At 53.8% G+C, this 24,263-nt stretch carries 18 protein-coding genes and 2 tRNA genes; 4 read left to right on the top strand and 16 right to left on the bottom strand.

The features are described 5' to 3' along the window. Positions 1 to 516 precede the first annotated feature (516 nt). The 3 genes from D4L85_RS21215 to D4L85_RS21205 all read right to left on the bottom strand — a co-directional run bounded on the left by D4L85_RS21215 (position 517) and on the right by D4L85_RS21205 (position 1,085). Positions 517 to 593 (bottom strand) — tRNA-Arg (locus D4L85_RS21215). Between the two features lie 7 nt (positions 594 to 600). Further along, complete coding sequence (locus D4L85_RS21210) at positions 601 to 948, bottom strand: four helix bundle protein (protein ID WP_073140511.1); 348 nt, start codon at positions 946 to 948, stop codon at positions 601 to 603. Positions 949 to 996: 48 nt separating this feature from the next. Continuing rightward, positions 997 to 1,085, bottom strand: a tRNA-Ser gene (locus tag D4L85_RS21205). Between the two features lie 308 nt (positions 1,086 to 1,393). Between D4L85_RS21205 and D4L85_RS21195 the strand changes: the two genes are divergently transcribed. Further along, positions 1,394 to 1,729, top strand: coding sequence for a response regulator (locus D4L85_RS21195; RefSeq protein WP_119756184.1), 336 nt, complete (start codon positions 1,394 to 1,396; stop codon positions 1,727 to 1,729). Between the two features lie 86 nt (positions 1,730 to 1,815). Beyond that, positions 1,816 to 10,539 carry a glycoside hydrolase family 94 protein gene (locus D4L85_RS21190; protein ID WP_119756183.1) on the top strand — a complete coding sequence of 2,908 codons (8,724 nt, stop codon included), beginning with the start codon at positions 1,816 to 1,818 and terminating at the stop codon, positions 10,537 to 10,539. Between the two features lie 90 nt (positions 10,540 to 10,629). Here D4L85_RS21190 and D4L85_RS21185 read toward each other — a convergent pair whose 3' ends face one another. Together D4L85_RS21185 and D4L85_RS21180 are read right to left on the bottom strand one after the other, a co-directional pair. Then, the gene (locus D4L85_RS21185) at positions 10,630 to 11,481 is read right to left on the bottom strand and encodes a pirin family protein (RefSeq protein WP_119756182.1); all 852 of its coding nucleotides are present in this window, start codon (positions 11,479 to 11,481) and stop codon (positions 10,630 to 10,632) included. A 16-nt stretch (positions 11,482 to 11,497) separates the two neighbouring features. Then, positions 11,498 to 11,755 carry a hypothetical protein gene (locus tag D4L85_RS21180; RefSeq protein WP_119756181.1) on the bottom strand — a complete coding sequence of 86 codons (258 nt, stop codon included), beginning with the start codon at positions 11,753 to 11,755 and terminating at the stop codon, positions 11,498 to 11,500. 81 nt (positions 11,756 to 11,836) lie between these two features. Between D4L85_RS21180 and D4L85_RS21175 the strand changes: the two genes are divergently transcribed. After that, positions 11,837 to 12,277 carry a peptidylprolyl isomerase gene (locus tag D4L85_RS21175; protein WP_119756180.1) on the top strand — a complete coding sequence of 147 codons (441 nt, stop codon included), beginning with the start codon at positions 11,837 to 11,839 and terminating at the stop codon, positions 12,275 to 12,277. A 200-nt stretch (positions 12,278 to 12,477) separates the two neighbouring features. Continuing rightward, on the top strand, positions 12,478 to 13,074 hold the full coding sequence (locus tag D4L85_RS21170) for a porin family protein (protein ID WP_160143892.1): 597 nt from the start codon (positions 12,478 to 12,480) through the stop codon (positions 13,072 to 13,074). A 100-nt stretch (positions 13,075 to 13,174) separates the two neighbouring features. Here the strand turns inward: D4L85_RS21170 and D4L85_RS21165 are convergent, their stop codons facing one another. From D4L85_RS21165 to D4L85_RS21115, 11 genes are all read right to left on the bottom strand, one after another. Next, positions 13,175 to 13,603 (bottom strand): CBS domain-containing protein, encoded by a 429-nt coding sequence (locus tag D4L85_RS21165; protein ID WP_119756178.1) that lies wholly within the window; start codon positions 13,601 to 13,603, stop codon positions 13,175 to 13,177. Between the two features lie 144 nt (positions 13,604 to 13,747). Then, a complete protein-coding gene (locus tag D4L85_RS21160) occupies positions 13,748 to 15,121 on the bottom strand; it encodes an NADH-quinone oxidoreductase subunit N (protein WP_119756177.1) in 1,374 nt (457 codons plus the stop codon). A gap of 1 nt (position 15,122) precedes the next feature. Then, entirely contained in the window at positions 15,123 to 16,589 is a 1,467-nt protein-coding gene (locus tag D4L85_RS21155) for a complex I subunit 4 family protein (RefSeq protein ID WP_119756176.1), read from the bottom strand. Positions 16,590 to 16,632: 43 nt separating this feature from the next. Next, complete coding sequence (nuoL, locus tag D4L85_RS21150; RefSeq protein WP_119756175.1) at positions 16,633 to 18,534, bottom strand: NADH-quinone oxidoreductase subunit L; 1,902 nt, start codon at positions 18,532 to 18,534, stop codon at positions 16,633 to 16,635. A 2-nt stretch (positions 18,535 to 18,536) separates the two neighbouring features. Next, the gene (gene nuoK / locus D4L85_RS21145; protein WP_073140479.1) at positions 18,537 to 18,839 is read right to left on the bottom strand and encodes an NADH-quinone oxidoreductase subunit NuoK; all 303 of its coding nucleotides are present in this window, start codon (positions 18,837 to 18,839) and stop codon (positions 18,537 to 18,539) included. Between the two features lie 39 nt (positions 18,840 to 18,878). After that, a complete protein-coding gene (locus tag D4L85_RS21140) occupies positions 18,879 to 19,382 on the bottom strand; it encodes an NADH-quinone oxidoreductase subunit J family protein (RefSeq protein ID WP_119756174.1) in 504 nt (167 codons plus the stop codon). 12 nt (positions 19,383 to 19,394) lie between these two features. After that, positions 19,395 to 19,964, bottom strand: coding sequence for a NuoI/complex I 23 kDa subunit family protein (locus tag D4L85_RS21135; protein WP_119756173.1), 570 nt, complete (start codon positions 19,962 to 19,964; stop codon positions 19,395 to 19,397). Between the two features lie 10 nt (positions 19,965 to 19,974). After that, entirely contained in the window at positions 19,975 to 21,027 is a 1,053-nt protein-coding gene (gene nuoH, locus D4L85_RS21130; protein WP_119756172.1) for an NADH-quinone oxidoreductase subunit NuoH, read from the bottom strand. Further along, positions 21,024 to 22,031 (bottom strand): NADH-quinone oxidoreductase subunit G, encoded by a 1,008-nt coding sequence (locus tag D4L85_RS21125; RefSeq protein ID WP_119756171.1) that lies wholly within the window; start codon positions 22,029 to 22,031, stop codon positions 21,024 to 21,026. The genes nuoH and D4L85_RS21125 overlap by 4 nt, the downstream gene beginning before the upstream one ends. 44 nt (positions 22,032 to 22,075) lie before the next feature. After that, positions 22,076 to 23,440 (bottom strand): NADH-quinone oxidoreductase subunit NuoF, encoded by a 1,365-nt coding sequence (gene nuoF, locus D4L85_RS21120; RefSeq protein ID WP_119756170.1) that lies wholly within the window; start codon positions 23,438 to 23,440, stop codon positions 22,076 to 22,078. Between the two features lie 296 nt (positions 23,441 to 23,736). Next, entirely contained in the window at positions 23,737 to 24,252 is a 516-nt protein-coding gene (locus D4L85_RS21115; protein WP_119758885.1) for an NADH-quinone oxidoreductase subunit NuoE family protein, read from the bottom strand. Between the last annotated feature and the right edge of the window lie 11 nt (positions 24,253 to 24,263).

Genomic DNA, 24,263 nt, shown 5'->3' with positions numbered 1-24,263 from the left:
GCATTTGGAGGTATGAAGACAACACCGGGTAAGTTTATCTTGTCTATTTTATGTATTGTAACACCTTTGTCATTGAAATACCTCACCAGACCATTGGCGTCATCGGTGGTAGTTTCAAAAAAGTGGTGTGGATAGGGAAGAGTGTCGTGGTGCTTTGCTACTAGATATTGTTGTAGGGAGATGCGTCCTATTTGCCAATTCTCATAATTCCCCTCTATCAGAGTTTCGAATACCTCAATAAGAGTTTTCTTGGATTTTTGCATTATTGACATGTGAGAGTCGTTTAATTTTGCACAAGAGAGTAGAAAGAGGTCTTCATCCCGGCTGGATTACTAACCCCGGTTGATTCCTTGCCCGACTACATACATGATGTAAGCGGGTAAGAATTTGAATTTACAAAAAAAGCAGGTCGTAGAACCTGCTATTTCTTTTGGGCTAATAGTCGCGAATTATGTGGGAAACGTTTTGTGGTAAAATTCATGTAAGTAACCGATAATTAGTTACTTACATGAATTTTGGTGATCCGACAGGGACTCGAACCCCGAACCGTCAGCTTAGAAGGCTGATGCTCTATCCAGTTGAGCTATCGGACCAGTTTTATTACTCGTGGCTCCGGTACATGCCCAGGAGCATCTTTGAGATCTTTTCGTAGCGCTCGTAGAGGCCTTGGGCTTCCGTGAGGGGCAGGCCGCCGGTCTCGCCGAGGATTTGCAGGATGGTCACGCATTCGAAGACGGCGCTTCTGGAAATGGTGATGTAGTGCTTTTTGTCGGCATTGGTCATGCGGCCCGTGCCTTCCGCCAGGTTCAGGAGGATGTCCATGCTGGCCTTTTTCCACTGTTCTTTTATGTACGTATCCAGCGCCGCGTTGGAGTAAATAATCTTCAGGGAATCGGTCACAACCCCCTTGGCGATCTGGTATACTTCTAACTTCTCAAAATCAAACATAAAATCCGGTGGAAATACAACCTGCCAGGCCCGGCCTTGCAATTCTTGCGGAGAGGGGGGGATTCGAACCCCCGGTACAGAATAACCCGTACGACAGTTTAGCAAACTATTGGTTTCAGCCACTCACCCACCTCTCCAGTGTGTAGTCTCAGCCTTTTTTCAAAAAGGAAGTGCAAATATAGAAGTTGGCCGTAAACTATCGCAAAATCCGCCAAATAAAATTGCGGTTTCCAGGCCCGCAAAGCCATTCCTGGCCTCCCGGCGGCCTCAAAAACCCGCGCCATTCCCTGTCAACAGCCCTCTGTACAAGGGGTTGCAGGGGTAATAGTTCCACAGTTTTGCCCCTATTCTTCCTCACCCCGTCCTCCCGGGCGCCTGGTGTAGCATTTTTTTCCACCCTTTTTTTGGTAGGATTTTTATATCCTTTCGGCCGGGAGAATGGCTTATGAGAAACAAAAAAGTATTGATCATCGACGATGAGGAGGACCTGGGCATCCTGATGAAACATTTCTTTACTCCGAAAAAATACGACGTGTACGTCGCGCACACCATTGCCGAAGGCATGAAATTGCTGGAAGAACAAAAACCGGATTATATTTTTTTAGACAATAACCTGCCTGACGGCCTGGGTTGGGGCAAAACGGAGTTTATCCTCGTGAACTACCCGCAAACGAAGCTGAACCTTATCAGTGCCCTGGACGTTCCCAAAACATCCGCATCTTCTTTTCGCATCCTGGAGAAGCCCGTTCTCTGGGAAGAGCTCACCAAAATGTTCGGCTAGAACAACTGGCACCGTAATCGATACGATCCTTTTTGTCTTACTGGTGGCCGTGAATGTCCGTCAAACTTTAAACTTTAGAGATCCGCATGAAAGCGAAAGCAACCCTTGATGAAATTCTTTCCCCCTTATTGCAGCGCTTTCAAAAAGACAATTTTGTCCGGGAGGATGTAAATGAGAAACCTCCCCTGCGTTCGGAGCTCTACAGCACCGAGCAAATGGAGCAGCACGCCCAACACCTGGCCGCAACCCATGCCCTGGGCACCAACCAGGGTCCGGAGCTTTTGCTGAAACGGCTGGCCGAGAACGAGGCCATCCTCTTCCACGTCACGTCCCTCCTACACGACACGGTACACGAGAAGAAGGCCATCACGCCCGCGGGCGAATGGTTGCTCGACAACTTCTACCTCATCGAAGAACAGATCCGCATCGGCAAACGCTATCTGCCCAAGGGCTATAGCAAGGGTTTGCCGCGGCTCACCAACGGTACGTCTGCGGGCTTCCCGCGCGTCTACGACATCGCCATCCAGATCATCTCCCACAGCGACGGGCGCGTGGACATCTACAGCCTCAGCAGCTTTATTGCCGCCTATCAGAAGCTGACCTTCCTCACCATCGGTGAGTTGTGGGCCATCCCCATCATGTTGCGCCTGGCCTTGCTGGAAAATCTCAGCCGCGTGGCCGCCCGCATCGCGCTGGACCGCAACGACGCCGACCTGGCCGCACTCTGGGGCGACCGCGTCATCCAGACCGCCGAAGAAAACCCGAAAGACCTCGTGCTCATCATCGCCGACATGGCCCGCTCCAATCCGCCCATGGTGAGCGCGTTCGTGGCGGAGTTCACGCGCAAGTTGCAGTGGAAAGGTCTTGATCTTGCGTTGCCGCTTACGTGGCTGGAGCAACATCTGTCCGAGCAATCCACCAACATCAACCTCATGGTGCTGGCCGAAAACCAGACCCAGGCGGCCGACCAACTTTCCATGAGCAACAGCATCAACAGCTTGCGCTTCCTGGCCAAGATGGACTGGCGCGAGTTTGTGGAGACCATGAGCGTGGTGGAACAAACGCTGCGCGAAGACAACGGCGGTATCTATCCCAAAATGGATTTCCTCACGCGCGATCATTACCGGCATGCGGTAGAGAAAATTGCCAAGCGCAGCACGCTGTCCGAATATGAAGTGGCCCGCGCCGCGATCAACCTCGCCAAGCGCAGCGCTTCCAAAGAACCCGACGACAAGCGAAAAGGTCATGTGGGCTACTACTTAGTCGGGGCTGGTGTTTTCCTTACGGAGAATGTGTCGAAGGTAAGGTTGAATACAGGGCAAGCCTTGGAGCGTTTCTTTTCTAAGAATGCTTATCGCTTCTACGTGTTGCTCGCCATACTCTTAACGGGCCTCGTTGCCCTTGGATTTGTCGAGAAGGCGGCGCTGGATGGTTTGTCCAGGGAGTGGCTCATCGTCACGGCCGTGTTGGCCGTGCTGGGAAGCAGTCACCTGGCGTTGGCGCTGGTCAACTGGTGGGCTACCGTATGGATCACGCCAAAGCCCTTGCCGCGCATGGACTTCTCGACGGGAATTCCCCCCGAACACCGCACACTGGTGGTCGTGCCCACGCTGCTGGCCAACCAAGGCCAGGTGGCCAAACTGGTAGAAGAGCTGGAGGTGCGCTTCCTGGCCAATCGCGATCCGAACCTCATGTTTGCTTTGCTCACCGATTTCAAAGATGCCCCGGTGGAAGTGATGCCCGACGACAAGCTGCTACTGGATTTTGCAGAGAAAAGCATCATTGCCCTCAACCTAAAATACACCGCCAGCAATCCCAACACTTTCTTTCTCTTCCACCGCCCCCGCAAATGGAACGCCGCCGAAAAGACCTGGATGGGCTATGAGCGCAAGCGCGGCAAGCTCACGGAACTCAACCAATTATTAAAAGGCCAGGGCCGCGAACGCTTCGCCCGCATCGTGGGCGACGAGCGCAGCCTCCCGGAAGTAAAATACGTCATCACCCTCGACACCGACACGCAACTGCCCCGCGATGCTGCCTGGAAACTGGCGGGTCTGATGGCCCACCCGTTGAATCACGCCGTCTATAACGAAAAGAAGCGACGCGTCGTCGAAGGCTATGGCATCATCCAACCGCGCATTGCCGTGAGCCTCCACGGCGCCACACGGTCGCGCTACACGCGTATGCACGAGAACGACTCGGGCATCGACCCCTACACCCGCGTCACGTCCGACGTTTACCAGGATGTGTTTGAAGAAGGTTCGTTCATCGGAAAAGGCATCTACAATGTGGACGCTTTCGAGAAGGTGTTGAGCAACCGCTTTCCCGAAAACCGCATTCTTAGCCACGACTTGCTGGAAGGTTCCTATGTCCGCTGCGGATTTGCCAGTGATGTTCAGTTCTATGAAGAATACCCTTCGCGCTATAGCATGGACGCCACGCGCCGCCACCGGTGGATCCGGGGCGACTGGCAGATCGCCAACTGGTTTCTGCCGTTTGTGCCCGCCGCAAAAAAAGGGCTCACAAAAAATTCCATCTCCGCCTTGTCGCGCTGGAAGATCTTCGACAACCTCCGCCGCAGCATCGTGCCCATCGCCTTGGTGGGTTTGTTGCTGATGGGCTGGACCATCATGCCCGACGCTTGGTTTTGGACCATCAGTGTCTTTATGCTCGTCATGCTCCCTCCTATTCTGCAGTCCATTTGGAGCAGCTTGCGCAAGTCGGAAGAGATCACGTTTGCCCAACACGCACATAACACATTGCTCGCCACTTACAAAAACATTCTGCAGGCGCTGTTCACACTGGCTTGTCTACCCTACGAGGCGTGGATGAGCCTCGACGCGATCGCGCGCACGTTGTGGAGAATCAATATCAGCCGGCGAAAACTATTAGAGTGGAATCCGTCGGGCTTTGTCCAAAAAAGTAAAGAAGGTCTGGCCGATGCGTTGCGCATGATGTGGATCGCTCCATTGGCGGCTGCAGCGATCGTGGTCTTCTTGTGGGATTATAAACCGGAAGCGCTGTGGATTGCCATGCCGCTCATCGCGGTGTGGTTTGTGTCGCCGGCGTTGGTGTCGTGGCTGGGCAAGCCCATGCCGCCCAAGCGGTCGTCCATCAACGAAGAAGAAAAACTTTACCTGCGCGAGCTCGCCCGCAAGACCTGGTCGTTCTTTGAAAAATTCGTGACGGCCGACGACAACTGGCTGCCACCCGACAACCTCCAGCAATATCCCATCCCCGTCGTGGCCCATCGCACGTCGCCTACCAACATCGGCATGGCCTTGCTGGCCAACCTCACGGCCTTCGACTTTGGCTACATCACCGCGGGCAACGTGCTCGAACGCGTGACCAACACGTTTCAAACACTCGACAAACTCGACCGCTACCTCGGGCATTTCTATAACTGGTACGACACACAGTCGCTGCGCACCCTCAACCCGCGCTACATCTCCACCGTCGACAGCGGCAACTTCGCGGGCCATTTGCTCACCCTCCGCCAGGGTCTGCTGGAGCTGCCCCGGAAGTCTATCCTCTCACACCACGTCTGGTACGGACTCTGCGACACGCTGCGCATCATTGTGAAGCTTGACAAAACACGGAACGCGGCGCTCGCACAACTCCTGGACGAATGGAAACAAAAGAACCGGATCGCCACATCAAACCTGGCGGCCGTGAAGGCATACTTCGAAGCGCTGAAGTTGCAGTGCCAACCTATCCGCACGGCGCTGCTCAAAGATGAGGATCCAGAGCTTCAAACCTGGTGGGATGCTTTCGACGAACAAGTCAACCGTGTCTTGCAAGAAATCGCGCTGCTCGCACCGTGGACCGCGCTTGGCCCGATGCCGGAGAAATTCGGCGCCGACAATCCGAAGAAGATCCCTACGCTGGTGCAAGTGGCCGGCTGTCCAAAAGAGTGGAAAGAAGCGCTCGACGAATTGCGTGCCAATGGCAACTCCGAAGAACAGCAATGGGCCAAGGACTGTGAGAAAGTCCTGGTCACGGCCAGCCAGCATGCCCGCGAGCGCATCGCTGTCGTCCACGACCTGGCCCGCCAGTGCTATGCCTTTGCCGACATGGACTATGCATTCCTCTACGACAAGTCGCAGCACCTGTTGGCCATCGGCTACAATGCCGACGAAAATCACCGCGATGCCAGCTACTACGACCTGCTGGCCAGCGAGGCGCGACTCAGCGTGTTCGTCGCCATTGCGCAAGGCAAGCTGCCACAGGAAAGCTGGTTTGCCCTCGGTCGCCGCCTCACCAGCGCCGACAACATTCCCGTGCTGCTCTCCTGGAGCGGCTCCATGTTCGAATACCTCATGCCGCTGCTGGTCATGCCCACTTACGAGAACACGTTGCTGGACGAGACGTGCAAGGGCACCGTTGCCAAGCAGATCGAATACGGCAAACAACAAGACGTGCCCTGGGGCATCTCCGAATCGTGCTACAACATTGTCGATGCCAGCCTCACCTATCAATACCGCGCCTTTGGCGTGCCGGGGCTGGGCTTCAAACGCGGGCTAGGGCTGGACCTGGTCATTGCTCCCTACGCCACCGTCATGGCGCTGATGATCGACCCGCTTGCCGCCTACCACAACCTGCGACGCCTTCAGCACGAAGGCTATGAAGGCAAATACGGTTTCTACGAAGCCGTCGACTACACGCCGGCCCGGTTGCCGCGCGGTCAGTCACGCGTGGTCATCCAAACGTTCATGGCCCACCATCAAGGCATGAGCTTGCTTTCATTGGCCTACCTGCTGCTGGATCAACCCATGCAAAAAAGATTCGAGGCCGACGCCGAGTTTCAGACGGCGCTGCTGTTGCTGCAGGAACAGGTGCCAAAAGCTACGGGCTACTATTCGGCTTCCACCGAGATGGAAGACATCACGCCCATCACGCTGCACTCACAAATCCGCGTCATCAACACACCGCATACGCCAACGCCGGAAGTGCAGTTGCTCTCCAACGGACGCTATCATGTCATGATGACAAACGCCGGTGGCGGCTACAGCCGGTGGAGAGAAACAGCCGTCACGCGCTGGCGAGAAGACACGGTTACCGATGCGTGGGGATCGTTCTGCTACATCCGCGACCTCAAGACCAACACCTTCTGGTCCAACACGCATCAACCCACCACCAAAGAAGCCGAAGCCTACACCGCCGTGTTCTCGCAGGGGCGGGTCGAATACCGCCGCCGCGACGAAGACATTGAAACGTATACCGAGATCATCGTGTCGCCCGAAGACGACATCGAGATCCGGCGCATTCATCTCACCAACCGCTCCAAGACCGAGCGGCGCCTGGAGCTCACCAGCTATGCGGAGGTGGTGCTGGCACTTTCCATTGCCGATGCCTCCCACCCGGCGTTTAGCAATCTTTTTGTGCAGACGGAAATCCTCTCTCATCAACACGCCATTCTCTGCACCCGCCGCCCGCGATCAAAAGATGAGCGGCCGCCGTGGATGTTCCATCTCATGAAGGTGAACACCGCGCAGTCGCACACCACGTCCTATGAAACCGACCGGCATAAATTTATCGGCCGCGGCAGAAATGTCGCACACCCGCAGATCATGGACAATCCCGAACCGTTATCGGGTTCCCAGGGATCGGTGCTTGACCCTATTGTGTCCGTTCAATACCGTCTCAGCCTCGAACCGGAAGAAACCGTCATGGTCGACATCATCACGGGCATCGCCGACTCGCGCGAAGGCGGCCAGGGATTGATCGACCGCTACCAGGACCGCCACCTCCGCGACCGCGCCTTCGAGTTATCGTGGACGCATAGCCAGGTTGTGCTCCGCCAGATCAACGCCTCCGAAGAAGAAGCCGAGCTGTATGGACGGTTGGCCAGCTCCGTCATCTACACCAACCCCGCGTTGCGCGCCAGTCCCAGCATGCTGTTGAAAAATCAACGGGGCCAGTCGGCGTTGTGGGCGTATTCCATCTCCGGCGACCTGCCGATCGTGTTGCTTCACGTATCCGACAGCGCCAACATCACGTTGGTGAAACAACTCATTCAAGCGCAAGCCTATTGGCACCTCAAAGGGTTGGCCGCCGACCTCGTCATCCTCAACGAAGATCCGAGTGGCTATCGGCAATTGCTCCAGGATCAGATCCAAGGTCTCATCGCCGCCGGCGTAGGCACCAACACGGCCGACAAGCCGGGCCGGATCTTTGTGCGTCCCGTTGATCAAGTGTCGGCCGAAGACCGCATCCTGCTGCAGGCCGTAGCCCGCGTCATTCTCTCCGACAGCCGCGGTTCACTGGAAGAGCAGATCAACAAACGGCTCACCACCAAACAGATCATCCCCGTCATCACGCCCACGCTCCTGGCACACCAGGCACCGGTCCTCGACAAATCACCGGCGCGCAGCGACCTGCAGTTCTACAATGGCCGCGGCGGATTCTCGGCCGATGGCAAAGAATATATCATCCACTCCAGCGCCAACAAAACCACGCCGCTTCCGTGGATCAACGTCATTGGCAATCCCAACTTCGGCACGGTGGTTACGGAGAATGGTCCATCCTATACCTGGTCCGAAAACGCCAACGCCTTCCGGCTCACCCCGTGGCACAACGATCCGGTGAGCGATCTCAGTGGCGAAGCGTATTACTTGCGCGATGAAGACACGGGCGCTTTCTGGTCGCCCATGCCACAACCTGCGGGCGATGCCGGCGTGTATACCACCCGTCATGGATTTGGATATACGGTGTTTGAGCATATCTATGATGGCATAGCTTCCGAAGTCATTACGTATGTGGCGCAAGAGGCGTCCATAAAATTTGTCGTTCTAAAAATTCGCAATACTTCAGGAAGAACGCGCAAGCTTTCGGCCACGGGTTATGCCGAGTGGGTATTGGGTAGCATGCGGCCGCGTACGGCCATGCACATGGTTTCGGAATTGGAAACGCGCACGGGAACGCTGCTGATCAAAAATCCTTACAACACGGAATTCCCCAATCGTGTAGCCTTCTTCGATGTCGACGAAGCGCACTATACTTTCACGGCCGATCGCACAGAATTTATTGGTCGCAATGGTTCTTTGAAGAGACCTGAGGCTATGCGCCGCACAAAACTCTCTGGTAAATACGGCGCGGGTCTCGATCCGTGCACAGCATTACAAGTGCCTTTCGATCTTGAGCCTGGTGCCTCCCGTGAAGTGATCTTCAGCATGGGCGCCGGCAAGGATCGTATGGAAGTGGAACACCTCATCCGCCGCTTCCGTATCAACGACGGTGCCGCCAGCGAACTGAAAAAAGTGAAGGAATTCTGGAACCACACGCTCAGTGCTATTCAAATCGAAACCCCCGACACCTCGTTGAACATATTGACCAACGGCTGGCTGGTCTACCAGGTGTTGTCCTGCCGTCTCTGGGGACGCAGTGGATTCTATCAGTCGGGTGGCGCGTTTGGTTTCCGCGATCAGTTGCAAGATGTGCTGGCGTTGCTTCATGCCGAGCCGCATCTGACCCGCGATCAGATCCTGCTAGCGGCATCGCGCCAATTTTTGGAAGGCGACGCACAACACTGGTGGCATCCCCCCATGGGTCGAGGCGTGCGCACGCTCTGCTCCGACGACTTCCTGTGGCTGCCCTATGTCACCAGCCGCTACGTGGCCACGACGGGCGACGTCTCCATCCTGCGCGATTCGGTCACGTTCATTGAAGGAAGACAGCTCAATGCACAGGAAGAATCGTATTATGATCTCCCCATCACCTCCGAGCGCCGCGCATCGATCTACGAACATGGCAAGCGCGCCATTCAACACGGACTGCATTATGGCAAACACGGCCTGCCCTTCATCGGCTCGGGCGATTGGAACGACGGCATGAACATGGTGGGCATCCACGGCAAGGGCGAAAGTGTGTGGCTCGCGTTCTTCCTCTTCGATGTGCTGAACCGTTTCATCCCGCTGGCCGAATCGCAAGGCGACACCGATTTCGCAGAAGCGTGTCGTCAAAATGCCGAGATGTTGCGCAAGTGTATTCAGAAGAACGCTTGGGATGGTCAGTGGTATCGCCGCGCCTATTTCGACGATGGCACACCGCTGGGTTCCGCGCAGAACGACGAATGCAAGATCGACTCCATCGCCCAAAGCTGGTCCATCTTGTCGGGCGCCGGTCAACCCGAGCGTTCCCAGATCGCCATGCGCTCGGTGGATCAATACCTGATCAACAAAAACAAAAAGCTGATCCAATTGCTGGAGCCCCCGTTCGACAAGAGCGAGATGGATCCCGGCTACATCAAAGGCTACGTGCCCGGCGTCCGCGAAAATGGCGGCCAATACACCCACGCCGCCATCTGGATGGTCATGGCTTTCGCAAAACTTGGCGACCGCGCCCACACGTGGGAGCTGCTCAACATGATCAACCCCATACAACACGGCAAATCAGAAGAGGATGTGGCCACCTACAAAGTGGAACCCTATGTGATGGCCGCCGATGTCTATGGCGTTTCTCCCCACACCGGTCGTGGCGGATGGACATGGTACACGGGTTCTGCCGGTTGGATGTATCAATTGATCATCGAATCGTTCCTGGGTTTGAAGCGTGAAGGCGAGAACCTCTCGTTCATCCCCTGCGTTCCGGAGGAATGGACTTCATTCACGATCCACTACCGGTATGAAGAAACCGACTACAGCATCGAACTCATCCAAGACGGCAACGACGCAACGGTCACCATAGACGGCGTCTTGCAGTCGGGCAATAGTATTGTCTTGAAGAACGACAAAATGACGCACCACGTAAAAGTAAAATGGCACCGCGAAACGTTGCCAGAAGAATTAGTATTATCAGAAAGAACTAAGTAGGCAAAAAAATCTTTGCGTTGACTTTGCCTGCCGAAGCTTCAGCGAAAGGAGGGCTCGTCGTAGCTTTAGCGAAGGTGAGGCGGTGAAAATTTATTTCCAGCGACCAAACTTTCCATCCCGATAGTCCTTATAAGCTTCGGTGATCTCCTGTGCCGTATTCATCACAAAAGGCCCCTCAGCCACTACAGGCTCATTCAGGGGCATGGCGTGTCCGAATAAAACGACACAGTTCGTCTGCGCCTCCACGGTCACGCCCGTTCCATCGCGTTCGAACTCCACCAACTGATGCATCCGCGCAGGCGAGCCATTCACCACAACCTCCCCGCGGATCACATAAAACAAAACGTTTTCCCCATGCGCCACATCCACCGAAAGTTTCCCGCCCGGCGCGAAGAAAACCGTGCGCAACGCCAACGGCACCAACGTTGAAAAAGCTGCCGGAATATTTTGCCAATCACTGGCAATGACATTCACGCTCACTTTGCCATCGTCCAGCACTACGGTAGGGATCTTATCTTTTTGCAGCCCGGTGTATTGAGGCTCTGTCATTTTCAATCGCGCGGGTAAATTGGTCCAGAGTTGCAGGATCTCGAGCGGCCCGCCGTTGCGTTTGAATTCTTCCGAGGAAACTTCAGCATGCAACAAACCCTTGCCCGCCGTCATCCACTGCACACCACCTGCTTCGATCACACTTTCGTGTCCGGTGGAATCGCGGTGCAGGATGTCGCCTTCCAGGATGATGGTCACCGTCTCCATGCCGCGGTGTGGATGCGGACCAAAGGGCAAACCATGGTTGTGCGGCGAATAGACCTGGTGGCCATGATGATTCAAAAACAGGAACGGGTCAATGTTCTCGAGGTGTCCCGAGGGCATCACGGTGTAGGTCACCAGGTCGGCAATGGGATAATACGGCGCCGTATGGATCTCGCGGATGCGTTTCATAAAGATGAAGCCGGGGTTAGCGTTTCTTTAATTTATCGAGCCAGTGGTTAGCCTCTTTTTGCAGGTCGATCTTTCCCGCCGCCAGATCGCTGGCCAGGCGCGGGTTGATGTCGCCCTGCGACGTGAGGTGATAGTAGCCACAGTCATCGCATTTATAAACCGCTACAGGCCCCTGATGTTTCCGGTATTGAAAGCGCGTTCGGGCGTCGATCAGGGCCTCTTCGGCCAGGGCCTGGGTTTGGTACACTTTCTTATGGGATACACACTTTATCATGTCAGGGCGCCGCTGTCATTTTCAAATTTCGGCTATCAAAATGAATATCTCCTATTAAATTGCGGCCTAAATACAAATCCCATGAAAGTCGCAGAAATCCATACAAACAAGGGTGTCCTGAAGCTTAAATTCTTCGAAAAAGACGCCCCGAAAACGGTTCAAAACTTCATCAGCCTTGCCGAAAAGGGCTTCTACAACGGCCTCATTTTTCACCGTGTCATCCCCAATTTCATGATCCAGGGCGGCTGTCCCAACGGCATTGGCAACGGCGGTCCAGGCTATAAGATTGATTGTGAACTCACTGGCGACAACCAATACCACGACCGCGGGGTCATCTCCATGGCTCACGCCGGCCGCAACACGGGGGGCTCTCAATTCTTCATCTGCCACACCCGCGACACCACCAAACACCTGGACCGTAACCACACCGTATTCGGCAAGGTCTACGAAGGCCTCGACGTGATCGATGCTATCCGCCAGGGCGATGTGATGAATAAGGTGGTGATCCTGGACGAAGCCTAAAAACCTCCCGGCCCACCCGTTGTTTAGTAGCCGTGGCATTCTTCCCCAGGGTGGGGCAAGCCGAAGCGGTCTGAATATCGGCCAGGATGCCGAAAATGGCTTTGGGTAGCCCTAACCGCTTTTGATTTATTTCCGTTATACAAATACCTTTGGGGTACAAAAATTGCATGAATTTGAACTTAAATAAACTTTACAACCGCATGAAAAAAATAGTCTTTTTGGTTTTGGCTGGAATGTTATCCGCAGGTGCTCTCCAGGCACAAAGTGGTAAGGCTTTCTATAACTCTCCTTACAAAACGCGTAACAGTGGATCCTACAGTGCATCGGCATCCTTGTTGTCCTTCGGCTTGGGCGCGCCCAACAAACCCGTAGAGTCTGTTAACTATGGTGGATGGAGTCGCACCGCGGCTCCCGTGTTTTATGCAAAATACGAACACGGCATTATGGACGAAGTGGGTATAGGAGGTCAGTTGGGTTTCACCGGTGGCTCCTACAAGTACAACAACGGCAATGACAAACTCAAGATCATTGCTTTTCACATGGCTGTATTGGGCTACTACCACTTTAACAAACTCATTCCTGTGAAAGCGTTGGATGTTTATGCCGGTGCCGGTCTCGGGTTCAGAGTGCGGTCCACTTCGGGCGACACCAGCGGCTACGACTACAGCGACACCAATATCACCGTTCCCGTGAAAGTAGGCGGTCGTTACTTTTTCACCGATGCTTTCGGAGCGTATTTGGAAGTGGGCTGGGACGATATGAGCGACGCCAACATCGGCGTTACCTTCCGTCTCTAATTCAAATCAGGCATCAAAGAAAAGGGCCACCTGAGGAAAATCAGGTGGCCTTTTTTTGTAGGGCCGGTTTGGGTTGAACGATGCCAACCCAGGTCAATCCTTAACGCGAGATATAGCCTTCCAGGTGTTCGATTATATTCTTCTGTTCTTCGATCACAAACTTCACCACGTCACCGATAGAGATCAACCCGATCAGCACGCCGTTTTCTTCCACCGGCAAGTGGCGTATGTGTTTGGCCGTCATCAAACTCATGCACTCTTCAATACTGTTTTCCGGGTTCACCGTAAAGGGCTTGCGGGTCATCAGCTCTTTGATGGGCGTGTCCTTGGACGACTTCCCTTTCAAGATGAGTTTGCGCGCATAATCCCGTTCCGTAAATATGCCGACGAGGCTTCCGCCCTCGACGATCATGAGGCCACCAATGTTCTTTTCACACATCAGTTCAATGGCTTTATACACCATCGTTTCGGGGTCAACAGAAAACACGTTCCGTCCTTTGCTTTGCAAAATGTCTTTTACTTTTCCCATAGGCTTTTTTTATTCAATCGATTGAATATAAATTTTTTAGGGAAATAATCCAAAATGCACGCGACCGGCAACCCCACGGTTAGGCAGCGCAAACCATCGAAACCCGATGGGGAAGCAGAAAAGACCGGAGAAAAAATTTTGTGGTTACGGGATCAAAAGACTGATCACGCGGTCGGGGAACACGCCCAGGGCCAGTATCACCAGCGTTAACAACACCAGCAGCACCGGGGAATATTGTGTAGGCGTTGGGGTACTTGTTTCCTTCTTATACATGGCAACGATCACCTTGAAGTAATAGTAAATACCGATAAGTGATGTTACAACACCCAAGATCACCATGGCGACATAGCCGTGCTCCAGCGCTTTGGCAAACACCAGATATTTACCAAAGAACCCAGCCAACGGCGGTATCCCTGCCAGCGACAGCATGGCGATGGTCATGACCACGGCGAGGAAAGGATTTTTATAATACAAGCCATTGAAGCTGTCAACGCCCGTGCTGCCCGACGAAAGTTCTACTGCCTGCAATACGGTGAAGGCGGCAATGGAGGCGGCAGAGTAAGCCACCATGTAATAGAACAATACACCCAGTGCACTGCCGTCCGAAGCCACCAGGGCCAGCAAGATGTAGCCCACGTGCCCAATGCTGGAATAAGCCAGGATGCGCTTCACGCTCACCTGATACACCGCCGTCACGTTGGCCACCACGAGGGTGAGCACAATGATGACCTGGAGAATGATCAGGAACGCGGGTTGCACCGGTGTGAAACACGTTTGAAACACTTTCACAAAAGCACCCAGCGCTGCTGTCTTCACCATCGTCGACATAAATGCTGTGACAGGTGTGGGTGATCCTTCATACACATCCGGTGCCCAGAAGTGAAAGGGTACGGCAGAGATCTTGAACGTGAGACCGATCAGGATCAGCACGAGGCCGGCATGGAAAAAGCGCGGCATGGTGGCGCTGTGGTCATGTACAAAAACAAAGATCTTGGTGATATCAAAAGAGCCGGTAGCGCCATAGACCAACGCAATCCCCATCAGCAGAAAGCCGGTGGCAAACGATCCCATGAGGAAATATTTGAACGCCGCCTCGTTAGAGAACAGGCTGCTCTTGTTGCTTCCCGCCAACACATAGAGCGATATGGACAAGATCTCGATACCCAAAAACAACATCGCCATGTTGTTGAACGACACCATGATGATGCCGCCGGCCAACGCAAAGATCATGAGGGCCGAACGATCCGACTGGTGCGACTGATGTTCGAAATAGCTGCGGGCCATGACATACCATGCTAAGGTGATGGTGCACAGCAGCGCCGTAAACGCCAGCGAAAAATTGTCGAACACCACCATGTCGTGGTAGTATGCGCGGGGCGCACCCCAGTCGAGGACACCCAATACGATGGCCGCTACCAACGCCAGTACAACCAGCGCCGTCAGCAACTTTCTAAAGTTGGCGATCTCCGCGAGGAGCGATACGAAACCCAGACCACAAATGACTAACAGTGCATTCATACTATTTTGCAGAAGCGGAAAAATCTTGAACAATCAACAAAAGATTCGACACGGCCGATTCGGAGATCGACAGCAGCGGATCGGGATAGATACCAATCACAATGATCAGCACCACGATGGGAAACAACACCAGTTTCTCGTGCCCGCTCAGATCGGCAAAGCCGGCCGTCGTGGCGTTGGTCTCGCCCAGCATGGCTTGCTGGAAACTGCGCAGCATATACACCGCGCCGAGAATGATCGTAAGCCCTCCCACCACACCGAGGATGGCATTGTATTGGAAGACGGAATTGATCAGCAAAAACTCTCCCACGAACCCACTGGTAAACGGCAACGCGAGCGTGCCCAGCATCACCACGGTAAACACCGCAGAAAAGTTAGGGGCCACATTCCGGATGCCACCCAGTCCCGAAAGATTGCGCGTCTTCACACGCGTTTCGATGATGTCGATACCATAGAACAAGCCAAACACCAGGATGCCGTGACTCAACATCTGGATGAGCGCGCCCTGCACGCCGATCTTGTTCAGCGTGAAGATCCCCGCAGAGATCAACCCCACGTGGGCGATGGACGAATAGGCAATCAGGCGTTTAAAATCTTTTTGAACGATGGCGATGCATGATCCATAGAGAATGCCGATAACCGACAGGATCACCGCCGTCATTCCCCACTCCTGCACACCGGCGGGAACCACCGGGATCAACCAACGGATCACGCCGTACAAACCCATCTTCAGCATGATGCCCGAAAGCAACATCGTGCCTTGTGAGGGGGCAACGCTGTAGGTGTCGGGCTGCCAGGTATGGAAAGGGAACACCGGCATTTTAATGGCAAAGGCAATAAACAATCCCCAGAAGATCAGGCTTTGTTCGCCGGGAGGCAACGCGCGACCGGCTTCATATAAGGCCTGAATGGCAAAGCTGTGTGTACCGGGTGTTTGGAAATACAAGTAGATCAACGCTACCAGCATGAACAAGCTTCCAGCCAGCGTGTAGATAAAGAACTTCAGCGTGATGCGTCCGCGATCTTCTCCACCCCAGATCAAGCAAATGAAATAGATCGGGATCAGCGCGATCTCCCAGAAAAGATAGAACAGGAAGCCGTCCATCGCGGTGAACACGCCGATGAGGGCCATCTGCATCATGAGGACCAGTCCGTAGAAGGATGGCGAGTACGTATGCTTTGCGGCGGAAAGAACGATAAAAGGCACCAGCACGGTCGTGAGCAACACCAGCAACAGGCTGATACCATCCACGCCAATGGCGAAGTTCACACCCAGGGAAGTGATCCAGGGCAGGTCTATGGCGGCCGTAGCAGAGGCGTTCTTATCAAAGCCGATCACCAGCACCAGCGAGGCCACCAGCTCCACCAGGGTGGCAATGAAGGCGATCACCCAGGCCTGTTTCGGCTTGAAGGCAAACAGCACCAGCGATGCGAGCAAAGGCCAGAGAAGTATAAACAATAACATCATAATTTTATCTCACGTCAAAAGGTTGAGCAGGTCGCAACGCGCCCTACCATATCACGAAAAAGGTTAACATCAATATTATGCTGATCGCCATAGCGAAAATGTAGAACCCGATGCTGCCGTTCTGTAACAAACGGAACACCTGACTTCCTTTCACCACCACACCGCCAAGCGCATTCACAATACCGTCGATGCCCAGGCGTTCCACCACGCCGTCAAATTGCTTCGAGAGCCAGAACAAGGGTTTCACCACGATAGCGTCGTAGAGCTCGTCGATATAATATTTGTGGTACACGACGTTATGCACACCGCTGAGTGTTCCTTCAGCAGCCGGCACGTCGCTTTTCTTCACGTATGTGGAATAGGCAATGCCGATCAGCACCACCGTCAATGTAACGACCACGCCCATCAGCACCAATTCCGTGCTGTGCTCCAGGTGATGAAGCTCGAGTATACCGTGCGAGGGCGCGAACACCGGCGACAGGAATTCATTCAACCATGCCGATCCTCCCAACACCTCGGGAACGTTCATAAACCCTCCCACCAGCGACAGCCCAGCCAGTACGATCAACGGCACCGTTATGCTCTTGGGCGATTCATGAATATGGTGCATTACCTCATGGCTTGCCCGGGGCGTCCCCAGGAACGTCAGGAAGAACAATCTGAACATGTAGAACGAAGTAAGCAAGGAGGCCAGCAAGGCAACACCATAGGCCACCGGGCTTTGCGCAAAAGCATTCGCCAGAATTTCATCTTTCGAAAAGAAACCAGCAAAGGGCGGTATCCCCGAAATAGCGAGTACGCCCACCAGGAACGTCAGGTAAGTGATGGGCAGATGTTTCTTCAATCCCCCCATTCTGCGAATATCCTGTTCGCCGCTCAACGCGTGAATCACGCTGCCCGCGCCGAGGAACAACAAGGCTTTAAAGAAAGCGTGTGTGGCCATGTGGAAGATGCCGCTGGAATAGGCACCCACCCCCAACGCTACGAAGATCAATCCCAGCTGACTCACCGTTGAGTAGGCCAGTACTTTCTTAATATCGTTTTGAGCTACCGCGATCGTGGCGGCGAAAAGCGCAGTCGCGAGACCTACGATCAAAACCAGCTGTAAGGCTGCGGGCGACATCGAATACAATACATTGTTTCGGGCCACCATATAGATACCCGCCGTCACCATGGTAGCGGCGTGGATCAGCGCCGACACCGGCGTGGGACCCGCCATAGCGTCGGGCAACCAAGTATACAAAGGAATTTGTGCGCTCTTACCCATCGCTCCAATAAAGAGCAGAATGGTGATCAGCGAGATGGTCGAAGGGTCAACATCGGCAGCTTTGGCTAAGACCTCGTGATAGTTTATGCTACCAAAGTTCACAAAGATCAGGATGATCCCGATCAACAAACCAAGGTCACCAATGCGGTTCATGATAAAGGCCTTGTTCGCGGCTTTGTTATAGTCGGTGTTCTTAAACCAGAAGCCGATCAGCAGGTACGAGCAAAGTCCAACACCTTCCCAGCCTACGAACATCAACAAATAGTTCGAACCCATCACCAGCAGGAGCATGAAGAACACAAACAGGTTCAAATAAGAGAAGAACTTGTTGTAGCCCGCATCGTCGTGCATATAGCCGATGGAATACAGGTGGATCAAAAATCCGACCCCCGTGATAATCAACAGAAAGAGCGACGACAGCGGGTCCACCAGGAAACTGATATCGGCCGAGAAGCCGGCGGTGTGGATCCAGTCAAACACGGTCACCGAGAATGCGCGTTGATCTTCGGGTAAGAAAAGCAATTGCAAGAACACCACCACGGCCAGGATGAACGAAATGAACACCATGCCACAAGCGATAAAAGACGCCACCCCGTGGATCATCTTTTTGTAGTTGAGGGCGATGATGAGAAAGCCCAGGAGGGGTGAAACAGGAATAAGGGTTATCAGAAAATTCATCCCTACCATTTTAAGCGATTCAAAATATTAATATCCGTGGTCTTTGTGATGCGATACATCATGATGAGAATGGCCAGCCCCACGGCTACCTCGGCGGCGGCCACGGCCATGATAAAAAACACGAACACCTGCCCTGCCGCGTCGTTCATATAATTGGAAAACGCCACCATCACCAGGTTCACGGCATTCAGCATCAGTTCAATGCACATAAAAACAATGATGGCGTTCCGGCGGTACAACACGCCCAGCACACCAATGGTGAACAGGACGGCACTGAGCCAGAGGTAGTAGTCTATTGGGATCATGTATACTTTATTTCGTATTCATTAAAAATTCTCGGCGCCTTATCCTTTGTTATACTTTTCGGGTTTACCCAACATCACGGCGCCCACCATAGCGGCCAGCAACAACACGGAAGTAATTTCAAAAGGAAGCAAATACTCGGTAAACAACACGTGGCCCAGCTTCTTCACATAGCCTACGTCGTGTTGCGTGACCGCAGCGGGCAGTTGTTCCGCGCCTTTGAACGAAGCCACCAAAATGAGCAACAACAAACCACCGGCGATTGCGGCGGCAAATTTTAAGAGGTTGCTTTTGTGCGGCTCACTTTCCTCGTTCAGGTTCAACAGCATGATCACATAGAGGAACAACACCATGATGGCGCCGGCATACACAATGATGTGGACGATAAAGAGAAACTCCGCGTTCAGCAAAAGGTAGTGGCCGCCAATGGCAAAGAAAGCCACGATGAGGTACAGTACGCTGTGCACCGGGCTTTTCGAAAACACCACCAGCAAGGAGGCGAAGATGGCGACAAAGGAAAGAAAATAGAAAAGGTTAAGTGTCACTGCGGCTTGATGTTATTTGTTATGACTGTATTGTTTATGCTTTTTGAATTCCAGCACAGCGGCCGTCTGACGCACCGTCACATCCACGCGCGCATCGACCGGTTCCACCAGCTTATCCTTTCCAAACACAAATTCTCCCCGGCCATAATCTGTCGGAAGAATACGGTCCGTCAAAAAGATCGCCTCCTTCGGACACGCTTCTTCACAAAGTCCACAGAAAATGCAGCGCAGCATGTTGATCTCGTAAGTCGAAGCATACTTCTCCTCGCGATATAATTTCTCTTCTCCCTTCGCACGCTCAGCGGCCACCATCGTGATCGCTTCGGCCGGGCAGGCCACAGCACAAAGTCCGCAAGCCGTACAACGCTCGGCGCCCTGCTCGTCGCGCTTCAACACGTGCTGGCCACGCCAGATCTGGCTGATCTCGCGCTTGGTCTCGGGATACTTCACGGTAGAGCTCTTACGGAACAAATGTTTTATCGTGATGACAATGCCTCCCAGGATAGCCGGCAAATAGATCCGCTCCCAGAAATTCATCTGCTTCTTGACAACAACTTTAGACCGGTTGGTTAAGGCTTGCATGTCGTCTTATTTAATTTAGATAATGTGTCTTAATAATGATGACCAGCCCGGTGATAAAGATGTTGATCACCGCCAGCGGTATCAACGCCTTCCAGCCCAGGTTCATCAACTGGTCGTAGCGGAAACGTGGAATGGTCCACCGGATCCACATAAAGAAGAAAATAAAGAACGTGATCTTCGCAAAGAAGAACAGCGTCCCCAGGATCGTGATCGTATTCTGATCCAACCCCAGGTCGTTCATGAACGGGAAGTTGAACCCACCAAAATACAACGTCGAGATCACGGCCGACGAAATGAACATGTTGATGTACTCCGCAAAGAGATACAACGCCAGTTTCATACTGCTATATTCCGTGTGATAGCCTCCCACCAATTCCGTCTCGCATTCCGGCAAGTCAAACGGTGTGCGGTTTGTTTCTGCGAAAGCACAAATCAAAAAGATGATAAAGCCCACGGGCTGATACACCACATTCCAAAAATTCCAATGTCCGCCCACACCGCCGGTCTGCAGCAAGCTGATCTCGCGCAAGCTCAACGTACCGGTGGTGATGATGAGCGCGATGATGGACAACCCCATCGCAATTTCATAGCTGATCATCTGCGCCGAAGCCCGGATGGCACCCAGCAACGAAAACTTATTGTTCGATGCCCATCCCCCGATCATGATGCCATACACACCGATCGACACCACGGCAAACACATACAGGATGCCGACATTCAGATCGGCGATCTGCAGAAAATATTCCTTACCATCGATCACCAGCGAGTTGCCCCACGGAATCACCACACCGGCCATCAACGCCGTCATCATGGCGATGGACGGCCCGAGGATGAACAGGAACTTGTTGGCAAAATCCGGGATGATCTCTTCCTTCATCATGAACTTCAATCCGTCGGCCAGCGGCTGGAACATACCGAAAGGTCCCGCGCGGTCCGGGCCCACGCGATCCTGCAGAAAGGCAGCCACCTTGCGCTCGGCATACGTGGAATACGCGGCCACAAAGAGCGTGATGGCAAAGATGCCCACCACCAAAATTGCTTTATATATAAAGAACGAGATCATGCGGTCAGCGATGGATTAGGTTCAGGCAATGGTTTTCCTTTTTCAAATTCGATCTGCCGTTCGATCTCCTTCTTCAGGGTGATCAGGTCGGCGCGCTCGTAATGGCCTTGGGCGATCACCGAGTGACGGTCGATGTGGCGAGGGCCTTCCACCGTCCAGTCCTTCACGTTCTTGTGATCGTAGCGGCATTCGTTGCAAATGTACTCTTTCACCTCACCATATTGGTCTTTGCGGGCCGAAACACGCAATACTTCTTCGCCTTTCATCCACAACACTACCTTGCCGCTGCACTTGGGGCAGTCGCGGTGCGCATCCTGGGGATTGGTGAACCACACACGGCTCTTGAAGCGGAACGTTTTGTCGGTCAAGGCGCCCACGGGGCACACATCGATCATGTTTCCGGAGAAGTCGTTGTCCACGGCCTTCTCGATGTAGGTGCTGATCTCCGAATGGTCGCCACGGCCCAAAACGCCGTGCACGCGCTCAGGCGTCAGTTGGTCGGCAACATACGTGCAGCGGTAGCAGAGGATGCACCGCGTCATGTGCAGCTTTATCTTGTCGCCGATGTCGATCTTCTCAAACGTGCGGCGGTCTTCTTCGTAGCGAGTCTTGGCGGCGCCGTGCTCGTAGGCCAAATTTTGGAGATCACATTCTCCGGCCTGGTCGCAAACGGGGCAGTCCAGCGGGTGGTTCAGCAAAAGGAATTCTACCACGCCTTTGCGGGCTTCCAACACTTCGGGCGAGGTGATGTTCTGCACCACCATGCCATCCATCACGGGCGTGCGGCAGCTGGCCACCAGCTTGGGCATCGGGCGGGGATCTTTCGCGGAACCCTGCGTCACTTTCACCAGGCACACCCGGCACTTTCCACCGCTATCTTTCAAAGTGGAGTAGTAACACATCGCGGGGGGCACCACTTCGCCACCGATCTGCCGCGCTGCATTCAGGATGGTGGTGCCATCGGCCACCTCAACCTCTACACCGTCTATCGTTACTTTTGCCATGTTACTATCGTATTATAACAATTGTCTATACTCAATTTTTAACACTACGCTCCTACTGCTTCCAGCTTCTTCTCCGAGCGGAACGGCTCCAGCTCAAAGTGCTTCGGGTTCGATACCTTTTCGGGATACTTCACGTGATATTCAAACTCTTCGCGGAAGTGACGTATCGCACTGGCTACAGGCCAGGCGGCGGCATCTCCCAACGGGCAAATGGTGTTGCCCTCGATCTTCTTCGCCACATCCACCAACAAATCAATGTCGCTCATGTGACCGTGACCGTGCTCGATGCGATGAAGCACTTTCTCCATCCATCCCGTTCCCTCGCGACAAGGGCTGCACTGTCCGCACGACTCGTGGTGATAGAAGCGGGCAAACGTCCACAGGTTGCGCACGATGCAGGCTGTCTCGTCATAGACGATAAAACCACCCGAGCCCAACATGGTGCCACTCACAAAACCACCATCGGCAAGCGACTCGTAGGTCATGAGGCGTTGCTCACCTTTTGCTGTCTTCAAGATCAGGTCGGCAGGCAGAATGGGTACGGACGAACCTCCGGCCACAACAGCCTTCATCTTTCTTCCTTTCCAAATGCCGCCGCAATATTCGTCGCTGTAAATAAATTCTTCTACGGGCAAGCCCAGGTCGATTTCGTAAATGCCAGGCTTGTTAATGTGGCCGCTGGCCGAGATCAGTTTTGTGCCGGTGCTCTTGCCGATGCCGATTTTCGCATACTCGTCGCCGCCACCGTTCACGATCGGCACTACGGCAGCAATCGTCTCCACGTTGTTCACCACCGTGGGCGCAGCATACAAGCCTGCCACAGCCGGGAACGGAGGCTTCAACCGCGGGTTGCCGCGCTTGCCTTCGAGCGATTCCAACAATGCGGTTTCTTCACCGCAGATATAGGCCCCTGCACCCGGGTGAACATACAAGTCCAGCGAGTAGGGTGTTCCCAAAATATTCTGTCCTAAAAATCCTGCAGCGTAGGCTTCTTCAATGGCCTTCTCCAGGATGCGTACGATGTACATGTACTCGCCGCGAATGTAGATATACGACGTCCGTGCACCCAACGCGTAGCTGCCCGTGATCATCCCTTCGATCAACAAGTGAGGGATCTTCTCCATCAGATAACGATCCTTGAACGTACCCGGCTCGCTCTCATCGGCGTTGCACACCAGGTAGCGGGGCTTCTCCGACTTGCGATCCAAAAAGCTCCACTTCATACCGGCCGGAAACCCCGCACCGCCGCGTCCACGCAAACCCGACTTCTTCACTTCCTCCGTCACCTCATCAGGCGTCATCGTCTTCAACGCCTTCTCCACCGAAGCATACCCACCATTCTTCCGATAGACATCAAAAGTTTCTATCCCGGGGATATTAATGTTTGCCGTTAATAACTTCTTACCCATGATTACCGTTTGATCGTTATATTCTTTGTTATCGTCTCCCCAAAGGAAGCGCGACGTATTATTCAAAATTATCCGGCGGCCCCCCTCGTACCTCGGGTCGGGCTATCCGTTCCAAGTCCGTCCACCCTTTGCTCCCTCGATTCCAAGGACCCCCATGCCCAGTTGTTGGTGTCCCACCAACAACGCACACTCAGCATCCCCACCGCACTCCGGGCTTTCCACTCCTATCCCTGGCCGGCACACCGCAAAGTCACCCCCCACAACAACAGCATCACACCGCCGTCATGCAAAATGACTTATCGCATATAACTACTCCGTGCATTCGTTGCGCGAAGGTCTTCCACCAACGCATCAACCTTCTCCGTCGTCAAATTCTCATGAAACTTCGCACCACACTGCAGCATGGGTGCCGTACCACAAGAGCCCAGGCACTCCACCGTCTTCAAGGTAAACATGCCATCGGCCGTGGTCTCTCCCACTTTAATATTCAGCTTGTTCTGCAAATGCTCAACGATGTCATCCGAGCCGCGCAGCCAGCATGGGCCGGTCTGGCAAACTTCGATCAGGCATTTGCCCACAGGCTCCAGGTTGTACATGGAGTAGAACGAGGCCACTTCATACACTTCAATGGGCTTGATCTTCAAGACAGACGCCACCAGGTCCATCACGGCGGGACTCAACCAGCCGTCAAACTCCGCTTGGGCCACGTGCAAAATGGGCAACAAGGCCGACTTCTGCCGTCCTTCAGGATAGCGCTTGATGATCTTGTTCACCAACGCGAGTGACTTCTCCGAAAATTTTATCTCTTCCATCTTTTCCGTTC

It is taken from the genome of Chryseolinea soli (assembly GCF_003589925.1).
Classification (GTDB): domain Bacteria; phylum Bacteroidota; class Bacteroidia; order Cytophagales; family Cyclobacteriaceae; genus Chryseolinea; species Chryseolinea soli.
Note: the sequence above shows the minus strand (reverse complement) of the source record. Positions and strands in the feature narration are given on the sequence as shown.